Raw genomic sequence first — 18,547 nt, 5'->3', positions numbered from 1 at the left:
CTGTCCGTGAGCCTGGGTGACGCCCGTCGGCCGTCACCCGGCGTCCGGTGCCGCCCCTGCGTCCGGCGGGGTGGTGCGCCGGGGCACGACAGCGCGCCTGTTCCGGCCACCGGACGGCGGCCGGGGACAGTGCTTCGTGCAACCCGGTCGAATCGAAACGGAAGAGAGCCATGGCTGAATTCCTCACCGACGTCGAAACCCTCAGGGAACGGGCCCGCCGCGAGATCGAGAAGGGGCCGGTCACCGACGCCTACGGGGCCGACCTGGAGCGTGTCCTGCAGGTGCTGAACGAGGCACTGGCCACCGAGATCGTGTGCACGCTGCGATACCGGCGGCACTACTACACGGCGTCCGGGCTCTATTCGGAGCCGGTCGCGGCCGAGTTCCTGGAGCACGCCGCGGAGGAGCAGCAGCACGCCGACAAGGTGGCGCAGCGCATCGTCCAGCTCGGCGGGGAGCCCGACTTCAACCCGGACACCCTGACGCGGCGGGCGCACGCGGGATACGACGCCAGCGCCGACCTGATCGAGATGATCAAGGAGGATCTGATCGCCGAACGGGTGGCGATCGCTTCCTACACGGAGATCGCCAAGTGGCTCGGTGACGGCGATCCGACGACCCGGCGGGTGTTCGAGGACCTCCTCGCCAAGGAGGAGGAGCACGCCGATGACCTGCGGGGGCTGCTGGAGCGGATGCCCCGGCACAAGAAGGGCTGAGGGGGCGGCGCGGGGTACGCCGTCGCGCGGCTGCGGGGCGACGGCGCACCCCGCGCCGGAGCGGCTCGTACGGCCGTGGCGTCGCGCTGCCCGCGCGGGTGGGGTCGCTGCCGGTCAGCGGTTCCAGCTGAGCACGAGGACGGCCAGGTCGTCGGTGTGCCGGCCGGCGTCGAGGGAGCGGGCGGTACCGGTGAGATGGTCGATCAGGTCCGGCGGCGGCAGATGCCGGCCGGCCTCGATGATCCGGAGCAGGCCGTCCGTGCCCAGGCGATGGCGGCCGCTGCCGACGGTGTGGCCCTCGACCAGCCCGTCGGTGTGCATGAGGAGAGTGGCGCGCGGCGGCAGGGTGCAGTGGGTGGGGTGCCAGGAGCCGTGCCCCGGGAGCATGCCCAGGGCGATGCCGTGCCGGGCCTCGACGGGATGGGCGGCTCCGGAGGGCGGGATCAGAAGGGGTTCGTCGTGGCCGGCGAGGGTCACCGTGGCCCGGTGGTGCGTGGGGTCGAGGGTGAGGATCGCGCAGGTCGCGAACATTTCCGGGGTGCTGCGCTCGGCGACCAGCACCTGCTCCATGAGCCCCAGCAGCCCGGTGTCACGGTGCCCGCCGAGGATGAGGGAGCGCCAGGTGATGCGCAGACAGACACCGAGCGCGGCGGCGTCCGGGCCGTGCCCGCTGACGTCGCCTATGACGGCGTGCAGCAGGCCGTCCGGGGTCTGGACGATGTCCAGGAAGTCGCCGCCGAGCAGGGCGTTCTTGCGGCCGGGCAGATAGCAGGTGCTGGTGAGCACGTCCGTGGAGCGCAGCAGCGGGGCGGGCAGCAGGCCCCGTTCCAGGCGGGCGTTCTCCTGGGCGCGCAGTTCGTTCTCCCGCAGCCGGGCGGTGGTGCGTTCGGTGTTCTTGCGGTGCAGGGCGTAGCGGATGGCGCGTTCGAGGAGTTCGGGGGTGACGCGGCCCTTGGGCAGGTAGTCCTGGGCGCCCGCGGCGACGGCCTCGATGCCCGCGCGGGTCTCGTCGAGGCCGGTGAGGACGATGACGGCCGCCTCGGGGCACAGGCTCTGCATGCTCTGGACCGCGCCGGTACCCGAGGCGTCCGGGAGGTGGAGGTCGAGCAGCACGCAGTCGGGGGTCCGGCCGGCCAGGTAGCCGCGTGCCTCGCCGAAGGTCTGCACCCAGGTGAGGCTGACGGTCAGTGCGGTGTCCTGGAGGTACTCCTCGACGAGCAGGGCGTCACCGGCGTCGTCCTCGACCAGCAGGACGACGCCGGCGCCGTCCGCGGTCTGCGTCGGGATGGCGGGGAGCGGCGCGGCGGCAGGGGTGGTCATGACGCGGTCACTTCTCCGTGGAGGGTGGGCTCGGTGGTCTCTGGCGCCGGGATCACGGGGGCGTGCTCGGCCAGGGTGAAGGTCATGCGGGTACCGGGAGCGTGGTCGTGGTCGACGGCGATGGTGCCGCCGTGGTACTCGACGACCTTCTTGCACAGGGCCAGGCCGATGCCGGTGCCCGGGTAGCTCTCCCGGGTGTGGAGCCGCTGGAAGATGACGAAGATCTTGTCGCTGTAGGCGGGTTCGATGCCGATGCCGTTGTCGTCGACCGAGAAGTGCCAGTAGCCGTCCGCCCGGCGGGCCGAGAGATGGACGGCCGGGGGCCGGTCGGGTGAGCGGAACTTGAGGGCGTTGCTCAGGAGGTTCTGCAGCAGCATCCCCAGCTGCGTGGTGTCACCGGGGACCGTGGGCAGCGGATCGTGGGTGACGGTGGCGGCCGACTCCTCGATGGCGATGCTGAGGGAGTCCCGCACCTGGCCGAAGAGCTGCTCCAGGTCGACGTCCGTGTGCTCGGCGTGTACCCGTCCGACCCGGGAGAAGGCGAGCAGGGCGTTGATGAGTGCCTGCATGCGGTTGGCGCCGTCCACCGCGAAGCCGATGTACTGCTGTGCCCGGTCGTCGAGTTGTGCGGCGTTGCGGCGCTGGAGCAGCTGGCAGAAGCTGGCCACCTTGCGCAGGGGTTCCTGCAGGTCGTGCGAGGCGACGTAGGCGAACTGCTCGAGTTCGCTGTTGGAACGCTGCAGCTCGGTGGCCTGCGCGTCCAGCTGCGCCCGGGCCTCGTCGCTGAACGCCAGCTCGTCGACGAGGCGTTGCCGCATACCGTCGATGTCGGAGGCGAGGGCGCGCAGGTCGGCCGGTCCGGTCCCCTTCACCGGCCGGCGGAAGTCGCCGCGGGCCGCGGCGCGGACATCGGCGGACAGTTTGCCGAGCGGCTCGGTCACGCCGCGCCTCAGGCCGATCACGGCGAGCACGATCACCACGAACACCACGGCGGCGAGCCCCGTGAAGATCCAGTTCTGGAGCACCGCCACATCGTGGAGTTCGGCCCGCGCCTGGGCGCGTTCGTGCTCCAGATGACGCTGCTGGGCGCCGAGTGCGGCACGGACGGCGTCGAAGCTGCGCAGCCCGGCCCCCGCGTCCCGGGCGGCGAGGCGGACGGGGGCGCCGCTCGGTGCGGCGGCGACGGGCCGGGCGAACTCCCGCTGCCACACCTCGGTCCGGTCCAGGACGCGTGCCAGGTCCCGCGCGGCCGGCCCGTCGTGCCCGAGGAGTGTGCGCAGGCGAGCGGCGGCGGTCTGCTGCTGGGTGAGCCCGTCGTGGTAGGGGTCCAGGAACTGCCGCCGGCCGGTGAGCCCGTAGCCGCGGATGCCGGTCTCCTGGTTGACCACCGCGTTCTCCAGGCCGGCCGCGGCGATCAGCGCCGGGCTGGAGCGGTCGACGAGTCTGGCGGTGGCGTCCGCGGCGCGCGCGTGCACCCACGCGCCACCGCCGCCGAGGAGCACCAGCGCCACCATCACCACCGCGACACTGACGCTCAGCGCCCGGCGGGTGGTCCACCGCGACCCCGCTCCGGCCGGCCCCCGCGGCGGGTCGTCAGCGGCCGCACCGCCGGACTCATCGGCCTGTCCGGAGCCTTCACCGTGCGGGAGTTGCTGACTCATCACACCTGCTCTCTGCGCTCCCGCCCCGAATGAGGCGAAGATGTGTGGGCACAAGCAGCCATAGAGTACAGAGCGGCGACAACAATGGTTGTCGAGACGGCAAGAGCCACCGTAGGGTCGCGGCATGGACCGCGAGCCGCTCCCCGTCCCCCTTGAACACGAATGGATGACAGAGCTCGCCGAACGTGCGGTGCATCAGCTCGCGGACGAACTCGCCCGGCACGGCCTTCACCCCGCTCCCGCGGCGGAGCACGACGACGGGACGGCGGAGCCAGGACCGCCCGCGGACGGCAATCCCGCCCTGGCCCGGCTGCACGCCCTCGCCTGCCTGGACCGTGCCGTCGGCCGCTGCGCCCGGCAACTCGCGCAGGAAGCCGCCGAGAACGGCGCCAACTACCCGCAGCTCGGGCAGGCGTGGGGCATCAGCCGCCAGGGCGCCCGGCGTCGTTGGCCCGGTCTGGTCTTCACCTCCCGCCCCGCATCACGTCCTCTTCCCACCCCCGATCACGGGAGCTCCACCATGAACGCGTTGACGTCCGACCGCCCCTACAGCGTCCTGCTCGTGGAGGATGACCCCGCCGACGCCATGCTCATCGAGGACGCGCTGGTCGAACGTGGCATGGCCCGTACCCTCAACCAGGCCGTGGACGGGGTGGCCGCGCTGGAGTACCTGCGTGATCCGGCCAATGAACGTCCCGACCTGATCGTCCTCGACCTCAACATGCCGCGCATGAACGGCCGGGAACTCCTCGCCGTGCTCAAGGACGACGCCGACCTGTGCAGCATCCCCGTCGTCGTGCTGACCACCTCGGCGGCCCCCGATGACATCAACGATGCCTACCGTCAGCACGCCAACGCCTATGTGACCAAGCCCGTCAATCTCGACGACTTCGTCCGCACCGTGCACAGCATCGACGCCTTCTTCCTCGACACCGCCGCGAAGATCACCCGGCCCTGACGTCCGGGAGGGCCCGTGGCACCCCGCCGGCGGGCCCGCGCCGCGCCGGCGCTTCGTGCGGGCCGTTCCTCCGCGGGGCCGAGGTGAACCGCTTGCCCGCCGGGGATCAGGCCCGGCGGACCCGAGCGGCGAGAAAGTGCCCGATGAGGACGTAGACCACGGCCGGCAGACCGAAGTTCAGTACGGTCCGCAGCCAGGCCGTGTCCATGGTGAACAGGTCGTGGGACCATCCGGCCAGCCAGAGGGACGCGTCGTGCACCACACTGACCAGGTCGTTGGCGCGGTTGGCGCCGAGCAGGGCGAAGAGGATCCACAGCCCCAGAATCACCGCGGTGCAGTCCGCGATGACAACGATCGCCTTGGCGGCTCCGTTGCTTCCGTCATGTATGCGTCTGGACATGCCCCACAGGTTGCCGCTTTCGGCCGGTCGAAACCCTTCCCCTCCCCCGGAGCCGCCCGTACGGGGTCCACCCAGGGGCTCGTCCGGATACCTCTCAGGTCGCATACCGGGTCGGCCTGCGGGCGCGCGGCCCGGGCCGTACTCCGGCCCTGAGAGTGACTCGGCACCGCGAGGGGGCGCCCTAGCGTGAGGTATCCGCACGATTCCGAACCGAGGAACCCATGATCGAAGTAACCGGGCTGTCCAAGCGCTACGGCGACAAAAAGGCCGTCGACAACCTCACGTTCACCGTCCACCCCGGTATGGTCACCGGCTTTCTCGGTCCCAACGGCGCCGGCAAGTCCACCACCCTGCGCATGATCGTCGGTCTCGACCGGCCGACCTCGGGCTCCGCGACCGTGTGCGGCCGGCCGTACCACGAACTGCCCACGCCGCTGCACACCGTCGGTGCCCTGCTGGAGGCCAAGGCCGTCCACACCGGCCGCACCGCCCGTGACCACCTCCGCGGGCTCGCCGCCTCGCACCACATCCCGCGGCAGCGCGTCGACGAGGTGCTCGCGATGGTCGGTCTGACGGAGGCCGCCCGCCGGCGCGTCGGCGGATTCTCGCTCGGTATGGGCCAGCGTCTCGGCATCGCGGCCGCGCTGCTGGGCGACCCCGACATCCTCATCCTCGACGAGCCGGTCAACGGCCTGGACCCCGAAGGCATCCAGTGGGTGCGGGAGTTCATGCGCTCCATGGCCGACGACGGGCGCACCGTCCTGGTCTCCTCGCACCTCATGAGCGAGATGCAGGACACCGCGGACCACCTCATCGTGATCGGCCGCGGGCAGCTGGCGGCCGACAGTTCCATGGCGGACTTCCTGGCCCGCAGTTCACACAACGGCACGGTGGTCCGCACCCCGCACGCGCCGCAGCTCGTTCCGCTGCTGCGGCGCGAGGGAGGCACCGTCGACGACCTGCCCGGCGGCGAGCCCGCGGACGGCGCGCTGCTCGTACGGGGAATGGAGGCACGGCGGATCGGTGAGCTGGCCGGGCAGAACGGGCTGTGGCTCCACGAGCTGGCACCGCAGCGGGTCTCGCTGCAGGACGCCTTCATGGAACTGACCGCGGACGCCGTCGAATACCGCGTCACGCACGGCGGAAAGGCCGCATGATCATGGCGACAACAACGACTCCTCCGGCCTCCGCCGCTCCCCGGAGCCACGCCACGACCGACCGGCGCCACCGCTTCGTCCATGCGGTCGCGTTCGAGTGGATCAAGGTCCGGACGATCCGCTCCACCTGGTGGACGCTGTTCGCCGCCGCCTTCATCACCGTCGGGGTGGCGGTGCTCGCGGGCGGGCACGCCCACAGGGGCGAGAGTGCGGCGGGGGTGCTGGGCGAGATCTACGTGGGGCTCCCGCTGGGCCAGTTGGCCATCTGCCTCTTCGGTGTGCTGGCGGCCACCTCCGAGTACGGCACCGGCTCGATCCGCAGCACCTTCACCGCCGTCCCGCACCGCCCCCGGCTGCTGGCGGCCAAGGCCCTGGTGGTCTTCGCCGTGTCGCTGGTGACCGGGCTGCTGATCTCCTTCGCCACCTACGGCGCCGGCTCGCTGTCCTTGGGGACGGGTGTCGCGCACCCCGCCCTGTCCGACGGGGCGGTACTGCGCGCGGTGATCGGTGCCGGCTGCTACCTGGGCGTGCTCGGGGTCCTCGCGCTCGCCCTGGGACTGGTGCTGCGGGCCTCCGCGGGCGGGATCACGGCTGCCGTGAGCGTCACGTTCATCCTGCCCATCGTGTTCCGCATGATCGGCGACATCGGCCGGCCGCTGCTCAAGTGGTGGCCCACCGAGGCCGGGCAGCAGATCCTCCGTGTGCTCCCCTCCCCGGACCGTCTCGGCCCGCTGCCGGGCCTCGGCTACTTCGCGGCCCTCACCCTGGTCGCGCTCGTCGGCGCCACGGTCATGGTCAACCGGCGTGACGCCTGAGTGACCCGGGCCGGTCGCGCGCCGCGCAGGCGGCCCGCGCCGGACCATGCACAGGGGCCGGTGGCCGTCACGGACGTAACGGCCACCGGCCCTCCGGCAGGCCGGCCGCAACCGGGCCGGCACCGCACATAACTGAAGAGGTGAAGGAAACGACGTGAAGGAAACAAGGGCACAATCAGCGGCCCGGTCGGCGCCCCCGCGGCCGGGCGAGCGGGGTCAGGGCGTCGTCGATGCGGCATCACCTCCCGGTGCGGTCCGTGGCGTCACGACAGTGCCTGTCGCAGGGCGGTCCAGCAGAGCAGTGCGCATTTGATCCGCGCCGGGTGCTGGGACACGTCGCGGAACGCCGCGGCGTCCCCCAGACGGGACGGCCAGGCTCCGGACTCCGGTGTCCGTGCGCGCAACAGCGCGGCGATCTCCGTGTGCAGCTCCTCGGCTTCCTCGGCAGTACGGCCGAGGACCAGGTCGGTCATCACCGAAACGGACGCTTGACTGATCGAGCAGCCCTGGACCTGGTACGAGACGTCCGCGAGGGTCGCCCGCTCCCCTTCTCCTTCCCGGCGGACGCGCAGGGTCAGTTCGTCGCCGCACGTGGGGTTGAACCGGTGGATCTCGGCGTCGTACGGGTCCCGGAGGCCGCTGTGGTGCGGGGAGCGGTAGTGGGCAAGGATGATCTCCTGGTGTTCTGCCGTCAGGCGCACGCCGCACTCCCCCCGTCCCGCTCCGGCCCGGGCGCCGTGGCACCGAACATCGCCTGTGCCTCCACGATCCCCGCGGCCAGCGGCTCGATGTCCGCGAGCGTGTTGTAGAGGTAGAAGCTGGCGCGCACGCTGGCCGGCACGCCCAGCCGGCGGTGGAGGGGCCAGGCGCAGTGGTGCCCGACCCGGACCGCCACGCCCTGGGCGTCCAGGACCTGGCTGACATCGTGCGGATGCACTCCGTCGACGACGAAGGACACCGCACTGCCGCGGTCGGCACTCGTGGTGGGGCCGAGGATCCGTACCCCGTCGATCGCGGACAGGGTGCCGAGCGCCGCCTCGGTCAGCAGACGTTCGTGAGCGGTGATGCGCCGCATGCCGACGGCAGTCAGATAGCGCACGGCCGCGGCCAGTCCGACCGCCTGGGACACCATGGGCACTCCGGCCTCGAACCGCTGGGGCGGCGGGGCGAAGGTCGACTCCGTCATCCTGACGACCTCGATCATCGAACCGCCGGTGAGAAACGGCGGCATGACCTCCAGGAGTTCGCGCCGTCCGTAGAGGACGCCCACTCCGGAGGGGCCGAGCATCTTGTGGCCGCTGAAGACCGCGAAGTCCACTCCGCAGGCGTGGAAGTCGACCGCGGCGTGCGGCACCGACTGGCAGGCGTCCAGCAGCGTGAGTGCGCCGACCTCGGCCGCTCTGTCCACGATCTGCCGGACCGGGTTGACGGTGCCGAGCACATTGGACTGATGGGCGAAGGCCACCAGCCGGGTACGCGACGTGATCACCTCGTCCAGCCGCGAGAGGTCGAGCCGCCCTTCGTCGGTCACCCCGAGCCAGCGCAGGGTGGCGCCGGTGCGCCGGCACAACTCCTGCCAGGGCACGAGGTTGGCGTGGTGTTCCATCTCGGTGACCACGATCTCGTCGCCGGGGCCGAGTCGGAAGCGCGCGGCCGCTTCGCCGGAGGTGGCGGCGTTGCTCAGGGCGTAGGCGACGAGGTTGATGCCTTCGGTGGCGTTCTTGGTGAAGACCACTTCTCCCGGGTGTACGCCGATGAAGGCCGCGATCTGCTCACGGGCCTGTTCGTAGGCCTCGGTCGCCTCTTCGGCGAGCTGGTGCGCGCCCCGGTGCACCGCGGCGTTCGACGTCTCGGCGAAGGCTCGTTCGGCGTCGAGGACCTGCACGGGTTTCTGGGACGTCGCACCGGAGTCCAGATAGACGAGCCGCTGGCCGCCGCCGACGGTGCGACGCAGGATCGGGAAGTCGGCGCGGATCTGCAGGGGGTCGAGGGCGTGGGCCATGGCGGTCACCGGGAGGCGCCGGGGGTGGGGTCGGAGGCGGGACCGGTGGTGGAGCCGGGCGCGAGGTCGCTGAGCACCTTGTGGGTGGTCTGCAGACACAGGCCGCGGGCGCAGACGGTCACGGAGTCGCTGTCCGCCTCGTCCGCGCGGTCGAGGAACTTGGGGTTGAAGCTCTCTATCCGCTTGGTGCGGACGCCCTCGGCATAGTCCTCGGGTGAGGTCCAGCAGAGGTCCTTGTACGACGCGGTGTGTTCCGGGATGACCGTGGGATCGTCGAGTTCGAGTATCGCTCCGAACATCAACAGCGGTTCGAAGAGCGGCTCGGGGCTCTCGGGGTCGTCGGTGGGCCGGTCGGCGACATAGCTGAAGCCGGCCCCCACCATGGAGAACCGGCATGTGCCCAGGGGCTTCTCGCGGGAGGCCGCCTCCATGGCGCCCTCGCAGCCGAGCTTGCGGGCGAGCAGGTCTCCCACCAGGAACGGGAGTGCCGAGGACGGGTCGGGGATCACGCCGCGCGCGGCGGTCTCGGGTAACCGGACCACGGTCCGCAGGTCATCGGCCCGCAGCTCCGTCAGATGGACGGGCACCATGTCGCCGGCCGACGCGGCGATGCCCTCGACGTAACATCGCGCGAATTCCAGGGGCAGCATGCTGGTGGGCGTGCTGATGACATTGGGATGGGTCGGGTTACTGTCGGAACGACGTGTACCTGTCAATACGCTTCGGCCATTCTTCGTGTTCGCCATAACCGTCATCTGAAACACCGGCTGCCACAGGGTTCCCGGCGCCAGACATTCCGTCAGGGTCGCGGGGCCACGGGAACGAAAACCGGTCAACTTTCCGTCGAGTTCGGACTCCGCATAGAACTTCGCCATGGGCTTTCCTCTTGTTGACGGGATGTTGCGTGCAGAAGGAATCTAGGACCGGGCCGGAGCACCGGTCAACGATCGCTTTAAGACAGCCACGGCAGGTCAGAAGCGCATCGCACGCACACGGCCGACCGCCCCACTGGCCTGATCCAATAGGCCCCGATATCACCGGTGTTAAGGTCCGCAGAAGTCCCCGGGCACAACGGCGGCAATGATGAGAGAACGGACATACGGCATGGAAAACAACCTTCGCGAAGTATTCGACTTCATTTCTTTCACCGCCCGGCTACGCGAAGTTGAGCGGCATAACAACGCCACGCCCGGCCGAAAGGAGAGCGTGGCCGAACACTCCTGGCATCTGGCCCTCATCAGCTGGATCCTGCACCGCGAGTTCGAGCGGGAGAGCGGCCGCTCGCTCGACCTCGAGAAGATGCTCAAGATGTGTCTGATGCACGACCTCGTGGAAATCGAGGCGGGCGACCCCTCGGCCTGGAGCGCGCGGAACGGCGACGAGAAGGCCCGGATCGAGGAGGAGGTCGCTCAGCGCCGCTTCGCCTCCCTGCCGGACGGGCTCGGCGCCGAGTTCCTGAGCCTCTGGCACGAGCACGAGGAAGGGGCCACGCCCGAAGCCCGCCTCGTCCGTGGCGTGGACCGGCTCAACCCGGCGCTCATGCGCCTGCTGACCGGCCAGGGGTGGCAGGACGTGGGTGCGGACGCGGCGGCCCTGGACCGGCTCCAACTGCCGCGTGTCCAGGTGAGCGACACCCTCACCGCCCTCTACGAGGAGGTCAGGGACGCGGCGGTGGCCCGAGAGCTGCTTGCCCCCGCGCCCTGATACCGGCGCCCCGCCCGGCAGCGGGCGGGGCAACTCCAGGGGAATTGCGCAGTCGATGACGCTCGTTATCCACGGTCCAGTGCCGGCGAACCGGACCGGCGAGGGTTTCCGGTGTTGCCTGGTCGGCGGTCGGGCGACAGGCCGGAATCACGGTTCGACCATGGCGGAACGACGGTTCGGCGCAGTGCACGAGTGGACGGATCGACATCACCGTGCGCACAACCGGTCCCCTGCCGACCGGCTCTCCTCGTCCACGGCGCGGTAGATCACCAACCGCTGGTCCGGGTCTTGCAGTGGCAGCAGCACTTCGAAATCCACTGTGATCACACCGACGTCGGGAGGCCGCATCACCGTGCGCCCGCGGCCGTTGACCTCGATGTCTCGCTCGGCCCACCCTCGCGCGAATTCCTCGTCACGTGTGGTGAATTCGGCGATGAGGTCGGTCAGCGCCTGATCCTCCGGATGCGCGGCCCGCGCGGCGCGCAGGTGGGCGATCCCCTCCCGCACGACGCGTTCGCGGTCGACAGAGAACTCACGAATCTCCGGATGCATCAGGCACAGCCACATCGAATTGCGCTGCGACGGCGGCAGGGTGTCGAAATCCCGTAGCCGCCTCGCCATTTCGCCGTTCCGGGCCAGGATGTCGTAGCGGTGGTTCTTCAGCATGGCCGGCAGCGGCGACAGGTCGGCGACCAGTCCGGCCAGCGGCGGCGCAACCCCGGGGTCCGGCGGGCCTGCCGACGCGACGGCAGGCCGAAATCGCGCGGGTCCAGGCGTTCGCGCCGGGTCCGCAGGAACGCGGACAACTCCTGTGTCGCGTCCACGGTGCGGGTCGTCATGCTCGATCCAACAGGCAGGCAGGACTGCTGTTCCCAGGAACTCCTTCCCCTCATCCCCGGCTCGCGGCGGTCACCGACTCGATTTCGGCAACGGACCACAAGCACGGGAGGACACGATGTCTCTCACCCTCGACACCTACCGGCTGTTGGGCCGCTCCGGGCTGCGGGTCTCACCGCCGGCATGGGGCGCGGCGACCTTCGGCACCGATGGGGGCTGGGGCGCCGAACGGGACGAGGCGCGCAAACTGTTCACCCTCTACGTCGAGCGCGGCCGCAACTTCATCGACACCACCAGCACCTATACCCATGGCAGCTCCGAGCGCCGACCTGCTCGCCGGCGACTTCGGCCGCACGCTGACCCGCGGCGCCCTCAAGGTCGACACCCGCCGCTGATACCCGATCGAGCGCGTGGGCAGCGCACCGCCGCCCTCGCGCTCGCGCGATGTCGCAAATCTTCCGGGTGGGGGTCGATGGGTGGCCGCACCCGCCAGATCACAGCGCACTTCGGGGGTGAGTCACGCGAACCGGCTCTCGATAACACGATGATGGGAGAATCGGATATATGACGCAAAGGTTAAAAGTCTTCGCGAGGAGGGTACTTCGCACTGTGTAGATCGCCGGTCCGGTCTCGGCCGGTCGCCTGCCCGCTGCCGGCCCATGCGGTGGAGCAGACACCTCCGCACGCGGGACAAGAGCGTCCCGCCTACCTCAGGGAGTGTCATGTTCACCCTCGCACCGCGTTCGCCTCTGTCGGCTCAGACACGCCGCTCCGGTTTGAGAGCCGCGTTCGTGCCAGGAGCTGTCATTCCGGTGGGCGACACGCCCGAGGGAATCACCCTCACGCCCGACGGTGCCCGTGCTTATGTGGCCAACCGTGGCTCGAACACGGTGAGTGTGATCGACACCGCCACCAACACCGTCACCGACACCATCCCTACGAACGCCGGGCCGACTTTCGTGGCGTTCACTCCGGACGGAACGCGCGCTTACGTGACCTTCGGCGGTGCCGCTCTCGTCAGCGTCATCGACACCACGACCAACTCCGTCAGCACAGACATCGTGGTGAGCGATCCCACGACTGTCGTGGCGATCACCCCTGACGGCACCCGCGCCTATGTGACCGTTGGCGCCTCCACCGTGAATGTGATCGACACCGCCACCAACACCGTCACCGACACCATCACCGTGGGTGGTGCACCGACCGGCGTGGTCATCACCCCGGACGGAGCCCGCGCCTACGTGGCCAACCAGATCCCGGGTACCGTCAGTGTGATCGACACCGCCACCAACACCGTCACCGACACCATCAGCGTCGGCAACTTCCCCATCCTGCTGGACGTCACCCCGGACGGAACCCGTGTCTACGTCACGGTCGTAGGCGACTCCGCTCTCCGTGTGATCGACACCGCCACCGATACCGTCACGGCCACGATCGGTGTCAGCGCCCAGCCGCGTGTGCCGGCGGTCAGCCCGGACGGCTCCCACGTGTACGTGGCGAACGCCGACCCGGACACAGTGAGCGTGATCGACACGGTGACCAACTCCGTCGTGGAGAACATCGCCGTGGGAGACGGCCCCACCGACCTCGTGTTCTTTCCCGACGGGACGCACGCGTATGTGACCAACACGCTCGCCGGAACCGTCGAGGTGCTGGCAACGACCGTGATCCCCGACCACGGATCCACCGGGGGCGGAGCCCCCGTGACACTCACCGGCCACCACCTGGCCAACGCCACCGCCGTGCACTTCGGCACCGCCCAGGCCGTCATCACCGCCAACACCGCGACCTCGATGACTGTCACCGCCCCCGCCGGATCCGGCGCCGTTCCCGTGACGGTCACCACCGCCGGTGGCACCGGAACCCTGGGCACCTTCTATTACACGCCACCGCCCGCCCTCACCGGCATCAGCCCCGCCACGGGGCCTGTTGCCGGCAGTGACCAGGCGATCGTCATCACTGGCCGCAACCTCGCCGGAGCCCTTGATGTGTTCTTCGGCTCCAGCCGTGCCGTCATCCAGTCCGGCACCGACACCCAGATCACCGTCAGAGCCACCGCTGCTCCGGCACCGGGCGGCGCCGCCGTCACCGTGATCACCCCCGGCGGGACCACCGACGGACTCTCCTACACCTACCTCGACGCGTCCACCGTCACCGGCGTCAGCCCCAACACCGGGCCCACTACCGGTGGCACCCAAGTGACCATCACCGGCACCGGCCTGGCCGGCACCGACCAGGTCACCTTCAACGGAACCCTCGCCGCCTTCGCGGTCATCTCCGACACCACCGTGACCGCCACCACCCCGCCCAGCGGCACCGACGGCACCGTCGACGTCACCGTCACAGGCCCCGGCGGCACCCCTGCCGGATCGTTCACCTACGTCACCGGGCCTGGAGTATGAGGGTGTTCACGTAGACCAGGGCCGATCGCAGAATCCGCAGGCACAGCACGAACATCTCCTGCTCGTCGCGCCGGTTGGATGCGATCTCCGCTCCTTGCCGGAGGCGATCACGGAGTTCGCGCCGTTGGAGGACGACCTCACGTTCATGGGTGTGCTGCTCGCGGCGCTGCTGCTCCTGATGGTTCCCTTGGGCCAGTTGGTCTGCACATCGAAGCTCAAGCGATCAGGAGTCCGTACACGATGCGAGAGCAGTCATGATGCCAAGTCCCGTTTCCGGGTTCGAGCCCGAGGCCGGTCCGGAGATACCCGGTCAGTCCGCCGGCGGCCTCATCATCTTCCTGAACGGCACGTCGAGTTCCGGCAAGTCCAGCATCGCGAAGGAACTACTCGCCCTCCTCGGTGAGCCGTACTTTCACATGCCCGTCGATGCCTTTCACGCCATGCGCTCCGGCCCCGAGCTGCCCCCGGACGAACTGGCCGCCATGCTCAGACGCACGTGGCGGGGGTATCACCGTGCGGTGGCCGGCATGGCCGCGGCAGGCAACAACGTCATCGTGGACCACCTCTTCAGTGAGCCGTGGCGCCTTCACGACTGCCTCGGCCTGTTCCGCCCCCAGGACGTCGTCCTGGTAGGAGTGCGCTGCCCGTTGCCGGAGCTGGAACGACGGGAGCAGGACCGCGGCGATCGTCCGCCCGGGCTCGCCGCCCGTCAGATCGACCGTGTCCACGCGCACGGCGTCTACGACATCGAGTGCGACACCGGCAGTGCCAGTGCGCTCGACTGCGCTCGGCAGATCAAGGAGTTTCTCGGCCGACGGCACTCCCCCACCGCGTTTGAACAGATGAGAGCGAGGCCCCCTCAGCTGCCTGCGGAAGGGTGAGGGGAGGGGTGGCGTGTGCAGCGCCCGCCGACGTCTCCCAGCAGGTACTGCCCACACCGTTCCCCACCGCTACAGCCGTGCTCCGATGACCACAGCCGTCGCCCCGACAGCTACAGCAGACCCGCGATGCTGGGCGGGGCGAAGACGTGCCGGGCGCGGTGTTCCAGCACAAGGACGACGGGCATCTCCCGCGTCATGTCGGTCTTGCACCTGTCGCAACCCTGGTCCATCGCGGGGACTTCCGCGGTGTGCTGGGTGGCGATGTGGCGGGCGAGGTGAATCTGCGAGGAAACAATGGTGTCGAAGGGGTCACAGTCCACCCCCGGTTCGCTCTCCGCCCGGGCGGCGTCCACCACTTCGGGAGCCTGTTTCATCGCCTTGTAGAGATCGGTGCACTCCTGGCAACTCCACATCCAAGGCGGAGGTAGTGGCCACTTCTCAGCGTGGTCCGCGGGGTCCGAGTCCCTGGCATCCATGCGAAGCAGCGTAGCGACACCCGGGCAGCGCCGACAGCGGACCGGTCGAATCCCTCGCGGCATCGGCGTTCTTGTGACTGTCATTCCCGGCGCGGGTTCGTGGGAGGGCGTGCGGGCCGCTTGAATGTGTGCGCGGCAAGGCCAGTTGGCCCGGCGGTATCTTCCGCCGGGCCACCACCCGTGTGCGTCCGCGGAGCGGGGCCCGGGCGTCGCCCTACAATCCCTGTGAGGCGAGTTTGCCGCGTCTCCGGGACACAGCCCGGTTCCGCACCGGTTCGCCCCCACCCCACCCTCGAAGGAACACACCCCACTGTGAAGAAGAGTGCGATAGCCGGCGGTTCCCTCCTCGGCGTCCTCGTGATCGTCGGCGCCTATCAAGGATTCGCCGTCGCCAGTGACCCCCTGACGCTCGCCGAATACCGGAAGCTCAGGGCCGGCAGCAGCGAGAAACTCCTCCGCACCTACGCCAGTACCTGCCAGCAGGACGGCGAAACCGAACCCGGCGGCCGCTACCCCGTGACCTGGACGTGCTACGGCGCCGACGGGAGCAGCAACGCGGTGTTCTTCTACTCCGAGGGAGTTCTGTTCAGCAAGGCGGAGACCGGGCTCACCTAAGGCCCGTCTTCCAACGGATCTTGTCCGGAGCAGGAATGACGCGAGGCTGACCGCTGCTTCGGTTGGTCCGTCTTCTCCGGGGTGGTGTGTGCGAGGCCGCGTTTACGCAGGTAGGAGCGGAAGCCGCGGGAGCTGTATGGGCACGAGGCCGTGTCCGGGGCGGCGTGAACACTCACCCCCGAGCTGACAGTTGCCGACCTTGCTCAGCGTGCCGGACTCCGCCATCCGGCCCCGACAGGCAGCAATTTCCCCAGCGCTCATACAACCAGCGAACTATCAGACACCCACCGTGACCCGTGTAGCAAAGCCCTACTAGCAACCTGGCACGTGGTGTGCGAGATTTGGGACGAGAGGGCATCCGTTTGACGGGATGTGTGTGATGGCACACAGTAGCCACAGCCGATCGCCGGTCTTTGAAAGCAGTTATGGCACACCGCACCGCGGGGGGCCAGGTTCGATTCGGGAAACTCCAGTGATGGCGACCCTGCGCCGACTGGTTGATGAACTGCGCGCCAGCACTGCGATCCTCTATGTGCCGTCGCCCGACGGCAGTGCGCTGATTGCCGCACTGGTCGTAGGTGGTCCCGTTTCCGTATTCACGGTGGCGGAGCACGTAGCCGTCCAAAGTACGAATTACACGGCGGCGAAGGCTTATCGAGCCGGGCGACAGTTTTCCGAAAGCTCACCGATCAAGCGGTCACCTCAAGTGACCATGCCGTTCCCGTACACAGTTATATCGACACCGCTTTGCGACGACGAGGAAGAGAATACCCTCTGGGTCATGACCGGGATATGGCAGCCTCCTCTCGAGAATGCTGCCGACCTTTCCGTCGCTCAACGACGCTGCAGGAAGCTGGGTGATGCCCTGAGCAGACTCCTCAAAGCGTCTCATGGTGGCGATTTCGCGGAACTCTCATTGAATCCGCTCTTTCTTATGCCTGCACTTGAAGAGTCGCTTTCTGTTGATATCACATTCATCTACCATATTCACAAGCTTGCGTCCGCGCTGGTGGAAGCGAAGCGCATTAAAGACGTCGTCGAGGTAGCTACCGCGCGTATCATGAAACCGCTTCAAGCGCAGGCGATGGCTGTCTGCGTGGAGGAGCAGGGCTGGTTGCGCCTCGTGGGCTGCTCTGGATATTCGGGAGACGTCATCGATGGGCTGGGCCGGACACTGGCTGCAGACGGCTCGGCGGAGGCTCGGATTTTCCGCTACGACCGGCCGGTCTTCCTGGAGTCCGATGAGCAACTCGCCAAGAACCCCCTCGGAAGCTTTTCCGACGGTCGGGAGGCGTGCATACTGCTGCCGCTCACGGGGATGGCGCACCAACAGGGAGTTCTCCTGCTGACCTTCGTCCGTCCGCGCCACTTCCGAGCTGAGGAACGGGCGGCCCTGGTGACCATGGCCGGACTGTTCAGCCAAGCTCTGGAACGTGCCCGCCTGTCCGACGGAGAGCATGCGATGGCTCGGGAACTGCAGCAGGTGCTACTGCCGCATGCGCTGCCCCACCTCGATCAGCTGGAGTGCGCGGCGCGCTACCTCTCCGCGTCCGAGAACGGTGATGTCGGCGGGGACTGGTATGACGTGCTCACGCTGTCCGACGGCAACGTCGGACTGGTTATCGGAGACGTGGAGGGCCACAGCTCCTCCGCGGCGGCAGTCATGGGCCAGATCTGCAGCGGCTTGCGGGCGTACTCCGCGGAGGGGCACCGTCCCGCGGATCTGCTGCGCCGGATGAACCAGCTCCTGACCGATCTGAAGCCCGGGCGGTTGGCCACGTGCTGCTGCGTCTGGATTGACCTCGCGACCGGAACCGCTGAGATATCCAGTGCCGGTCATCCCATGCCGGTTCTGAGACAGTCAGACGGCGCTATCGCGGTCCCGACGCTCGATGTCGGCCTCCCTCTGGGGGTGGATCCGGAGACGAATTACAACTCCGTTGAAGTCACCCTTGCTCCTGAGACGGTTCTGGCGCTCTACACGGATGGGCTGGTGTGCTCGCACACCCTCGACGTCGGCACCGGAACACGGAAACTGCTGGGCACCATGGCCGAAGCGAGCGGTCATTGTCTGGAAGACCTGGCGGATCGCCTCCTCCGGATCACCACCGGCACGGCCATCCGGGATGACGACACTGCCCTGCTTTTGGCGCGGTACGAGGGACACCTGCAGGGAGTGCCTTCTCGCGTCAGTCGTCTGGACATCCAGCGTCATGATTTGCAAGGTGTCCGGGAGGTTCGCCAGTTCATTCAAAATATCCTGTTGCAATGGGGACTCGACGCCATTTCCTACGAGACCGAGCTGCTCGCAACGGAACTGGTCACCAACGGACTTGTCCACGCCGATAGCGATGTGGATGTACGGCTCCGCAAATACCCTGACCGCATCCGGGTGGAGGTCCGCGATTCCTCCACCCGGCCGCCGGTGCCTGCTCCCATCACGGTCGATCTGGAAATCGACAGCTTCTCGGAAAACGGTCGTGGCTTGGTGATCGTGGAAGAGCTGGCTGCCGCATGGGGCACTGCCCCGTACGGGCGCGGGAAGTCGGTCTGGTTCGAGGTGGCCGGCTTGGTGGAGGCGCCGCCACGTTACTGACTTCGGC

The 18,547-nt window shown here is 68.7% G+C and carries 18 protein-coding genes and 1 pseudogene; 10 read left to right on the top strand and 9 right to left on the bottom strand.

The annotated features are described in order from the left end of the window. The first annotated feature begins 170 nt into the window (after positions 1–170). Entirely contained in the window at positions 171–716 is a 546-nt protein-coding gene (locus OIU81_RS35970; RefSeq protein ID WP_329154579.1) for a ferritin-like domain-containing protein, read from the top strand. Positions 717–830: 114 nt separating this feature from the next. On the opposite strand, the gene OIU81_RS35965 is transcribed toward OIU81_RS35970, so the two are convergent. Both OIU81_RS35965 and OIU81_RS35960 read right to left on the bottom strand, forming a co-directional pair. Continuing rightward, positions 831–2,036, bottom strand: coding sequence for a PP2C family protein-serine/threonine phosphatase (locus OIU81_RS35965; protein ID WP_329154577.1), 1,206 nt, complete (start codon positions 2,034–2,036; stop codon positions 831–833). Beyond that, positions 2,033–3,697: a sensor histidine kinase gene (locus OIU81_RS35960; protein ID WP_443074098.1), complete on the bottom strand. Its 1,665-nt coding sequence runs from the start codon at positions 3,695–3,697 to the stop codon at positions 2,033–2,035. Before OIU81_RS35960 ends, OIU81_RS35965 begins: the two co-directional genes overlap by 4 nt. A gap of 124 nt (positions 3,698–3,821) precedes the next feature. Between OIU81_RS35960 and OIU81_RS35955 the strand changes: the two genes are divergently transcribed. Beyond that, positions 3,822–4,655, top strand: a complete 834-nt coding sequence (locus OIU81_RS35955; RefSeq protein ID WP_329154575.1) for a response regulator — start codon at positions 3,822–3,824, stop codon at positions 4,653–4,655. A gap of 106 nt (positions 4,656–4,761) precedes the next feature. On the opposite strand, the gene OIU81_RS35950 is transcribed toward OIU81_RS35955, so the two are convergent. Then, positions 4,762–5,055, bottom strand: coding sequence for a hypothetical protein (locus OIU81_RS35950; RefSeq protein ID WP_329154574.1), 294 nt, complete (start codon positions 5,053–5,055; stop codon positions 4,762–4,764). A 221-nt stretch (positions 5,056–5,276) separates the two neighbouring features. On the opposite strand from OIU81_RS35950, the gene OIU81_RS35945 reads away from it, so the two are divergent. Both OIU81_RS35945 and OIU81_RS35940 read left to right on the top strand, forming a co-directional pair. Further along, positions 5,277–6,212, top strand: a complete 936-nt coding sequence (locus OIU81_RS35945) for an ABC transporter ATP-binding protein (RefSeq protein WP_329154572.1) — start codon at positions 5,277–5,279, stop codon at positions 6,210–6,212. 2 nt (positions 6,213–6,214) lie between these two features. Then, positions 6,215–7,027: an ABC transporter permease gene (locus OIU81_RS35940; protein WP_329154570.1), complete on the top strand. Its 813-nt coding sequence runs from the start codon at positions 6,215–6,217 to the stop codon at positions 7,025–7,027. Positions 7,028–7,290: 263 nt separating this feature from the next. Here the strand turns inward: OIU81_RS35940 and sufU are convergent, their stop codons facing one another. From sufU to OIU81_RS35925, 3 genes are read right to left on the bottom strand one after another with little or no spacing between them, the layout of a single operon-like run. Then, entirely contained in the window at positions 7,291–7,728 is a 438-nt protein-coding gene (gene sufU, locus OIU81_RS35935) for a Fe-S cluster assembly sulfur transfer protein SufU (RefSeq protein WP_329154569.1), read from the bottom strand. Then, on the bottom strand, positions 7,719–9,029 hold the full coding sequence (locus tag OIU81_RS35930) for a cysteine desulfurase (protein ID WP_329154567.1): 1,311 nt from the start codon (positions 9,027–9,029) through the stop codon (positions 7,719–7,721). Before OIU81_RS35930 ends, sufU begins: the two co-directional genes overlap by 10 nt. A 5-nt stretch (positions 9,030–9,034) precedes the next feature. Then, positions 9,035–9,679, bottom strand: a complete 645-nt coding sequence (locus OIU81_RS35925; RefSeq protein WP_329154565.1) for a hypothetical protein — start codon at positions 9,677–9,679, stop codon at positions 9,035–9,037. A 430-nt stretch (positions 9,680–10,109) separates the two neighbouring features. Here OIU81_RS35925 and OIU81_RS35920 point away from each other — a divergent pair, with 430 nt between their 5' ends. Then, the gene (locus tag OIU81_RS35920) at positions 10,110–10,733 is read left to right on the top strand and encodes an HD domain-containing protein (RefSeq protein WP_329154563.1); all 624 of its coding nucleotides are present in this window, start codon (positions 10,110–10,112) and stop codon (positions 10,731–10,733) included. Between the two features lie 207 nt (positions 10,734–10,940). Here the strand turns inward: OIU81_RS35920 and OIU81_RS35915 are convergent, their stop codons facing one another. Both OIU81_RS35915 and OIU81_RS35910 read right to left on the bottom strand, forming a co-directional pair. Next, the gene (locus OIU81_RS35915; protein ID WP_329154560.1) at positions 10,941–11,399 is read right to left on the bottom strand and encodes an MmyB family transcriptional regulator; all 459 of its coding nucleotides are present in this window, start codon (positions 11,397–11,399) and stop codon (positions 10,941–10,943) included. Beyond that, positions 11,393–11,572, bottom strand: a complete 180-nt coding sequence (locus tag OIU81_RS35910) for a hypothetical protein (RefSeq protein WP_329154559.1) — start codon at positions 11,570–11,572, stop codon at positions 11,393–11,395. Before OIU81_RS35910 ends, OIU81_RS35915 begins: the two co-directional genes overlap by 7 nt. 116 nt (positions 11,573–11,688) lie before the next feature. On the opposite strand from OIU81_RS35910, the pseudogene OIU81_RS35905 reads away from it, so the two are divergent. From OIU81_RS35905 to OIU81_RS35895, 3 genes and pseudogenes are all read left to right on the top strand, one after another. Next, a pseudogene (locus OIU81_RS35905) lies at positions 11,689–11,895 on the top strand (aldo/keto reductase); the annotation flags it as partial. A gap of 487 nt (positions 11,896–12,382) precedes the next feature. Beyond that, on the top strand, positions 12,383–13,972 hold the full coding sequence (locus OIU81_RS35900) for an IPT/TIG domain-containing protein (RefSeq protein WP_329154557.1): 1,590 nt from the start codon (positions 12,383–12,385) through the stop codon (positions 13,970–13,972). Positions 13,973–14,229: 257 nt separating this feature from the next. Then, the gene (locus OIU81_RS35895; RefSeq protein ID WP_329155597.1) at positions 14,230–14,853 is read left to right on the top strand and encodes a chloramphenicol phosphotransferase CPT family protein; all 624 of its coding nucleotides are present in this window, start codon (positions 14,230–14,232) and stop codon (positions 14,851–14,853) included. Between the two features lie 110 nt (positions 14,854–14,963). Here OIU81_RS35895 and OIU81_RS35890 read toward each other — a convergent pair whose 3' ends face one another. Next, positions 14,964–15,329: a hypothetical protein gene (locus OIU81_RS35890; protein ID WP_329154555.1), complete on the bottom strand. Its 366-nt coding sequence runs from the start codon at positions 15,327–15,329 to the stop codon at positions 14,964–14,966. A 312-nt stretch (positions 15,330–15,641) separates the two neighbouring features. On the opposite strand from OIU81_RS35890, the gene OIU81_RS35885 reads away from it, so the two are divergent. Both OIU81_RS35885 and OIU81_RS35880 read left to right on the top strand, forming a co-directional pair. After that, the gene (locus tag OIU81_RS35885) at positions 15,642–15,944 is read left to right on the top strand and encodes a hypothetical protein (RefSeq protein ID WP_329154553.1); all 303 of its coding nucleotides are present in this window, start codon (positions 15,642–15,644) and stop codon (positions 15,942–15,944) included. A gap of 475 nt (positions 15,945–16,419) precedes the next feature. Further along, entirely contained in the window at positions 16,420–18,540 is a 2,121-nt protein-coding gene (locus tag OIU81_RS35880) for an ATP-binding SpoIIE family protein phosphatase (RefSeq protein ID WP_329154552.1), read from the top strand. Positions 18,541–18,547: the final 7 nt, after the last annotated feature.

The sequence above is a fragment of the Streptomyces sp. NBC_01454 genome, from assembly GCF_036227565.1.
Classification (GTDB): Bacteria; Actinomycetota; Actinomycetes; order Streptomycetales; family Streptomycetaceae; genus Streptomyces.
Note: the sequence above shows the minus strand (reverse complement) of the source record. Positions and strands in the feature narration are given on the sequence as shown.

Coding starts and splice junctions, on each gene's coding strand:
- OIU81_RS35970 (WP_329154579.1), top strand. CDS start 171: ATGGCTGAATTCCTCACCGACGTCGAAACCCTCAGGGAACGGGCCCGC.
- OIU81_RS35965 (WP_329154577.1), bottom strand. CDS start 2,036: ATGACCACCCCTGCCGCCGCGCCGCTCCCCGCCATCCCGACGCAGACC.
- OIU81_RS35960 (WP_443074098.1), bottom strand. CDS start 3,697: ATGAGTCAGCAACTCCCGCACGGTGAAGGCTCCGGACAGGCCGATGAG.
- OIU81_RS35955 (WP_329154575.1), top strand. CDS start 3,822: ATGGACCGCGAGCCGCTCCCCGTCCCCCTTGAACACGAATGGATGACA.
- OIU81_RS35950 (WP_329154574.1), bottom strand. CDS start 5,055: ATGTCCAGACGCATACATGACGGAAGCAACGGAGCCGCCAAGGCGATC.
- OIU81_RS35945 (WP_329154572.1), top strand. CDS start 5,277: ATGATCGAAGTAACCGGGCTGTCCAAGCGCTACGGCGACAAAAAGGCC.
- OIU81_RS35940 (WP_329154570.1), top strand. CDS start 6,215: ATGGCGACAACAACGACTCCTCCGGCCTCCGCCGCTCCCCGGAGCCAC.
- OIU81_RS35930 (WP_329154567.1), bottom strand. CDS start 9,029: ATGGCCCACGCCCTCGACCCCCTGCAGATCCGCGCCGACTTCCCGATC.
- OIU81_RS35925 (WP_329154565.1), bottom strand. CDS start 9,679: ATGCTGCCCCTGGAATTCGCGCGATGTTACGTCGAGGGCATCGCCGCG.
- OIU81_RS35920 (WP_329154563.1), top strand. CDS start 10,110: ATGATGAGAGAACGGACATACGGCATGGAAAACAACCTTCGCGAAGTA.
- OIU81_RS35915 (WP_329154560.1), bottom strand. CDS start 11,399: ATGCTGAAGAACCACCGCTACGACATCCTGGCCCGGAACGGCGAAATG.
- OIU81_RS35910 (WP_329154559.1), bottom strand. CDS start 11,572: ATGACGACCCGCACCGTGGACGCGACACAGGAGTTGTCCGCGTTCCTG.
- OIU81_RS35895 (WP_329155597.1), top strand. CDS start 14,230: ATGCCAAGTCCCGTTTCCGGGTTCGAGCCCGAGGCCGGTCCGGAGATA.
- OIU81_RS35890 (WP_329154555.1), bottom strand. CDS start 15,329: ATGGATGCCAGGGACTCGGACCCCGCGGACCACGCTGAGAAGTGGCCA.
- OIU81_RS35880 (WP_329154552.1), top strand. CDS start 16,420: ATGGCGACCCTGCGCCGACTGGTTGATGAACTGCGCGCCAGCACTGCG.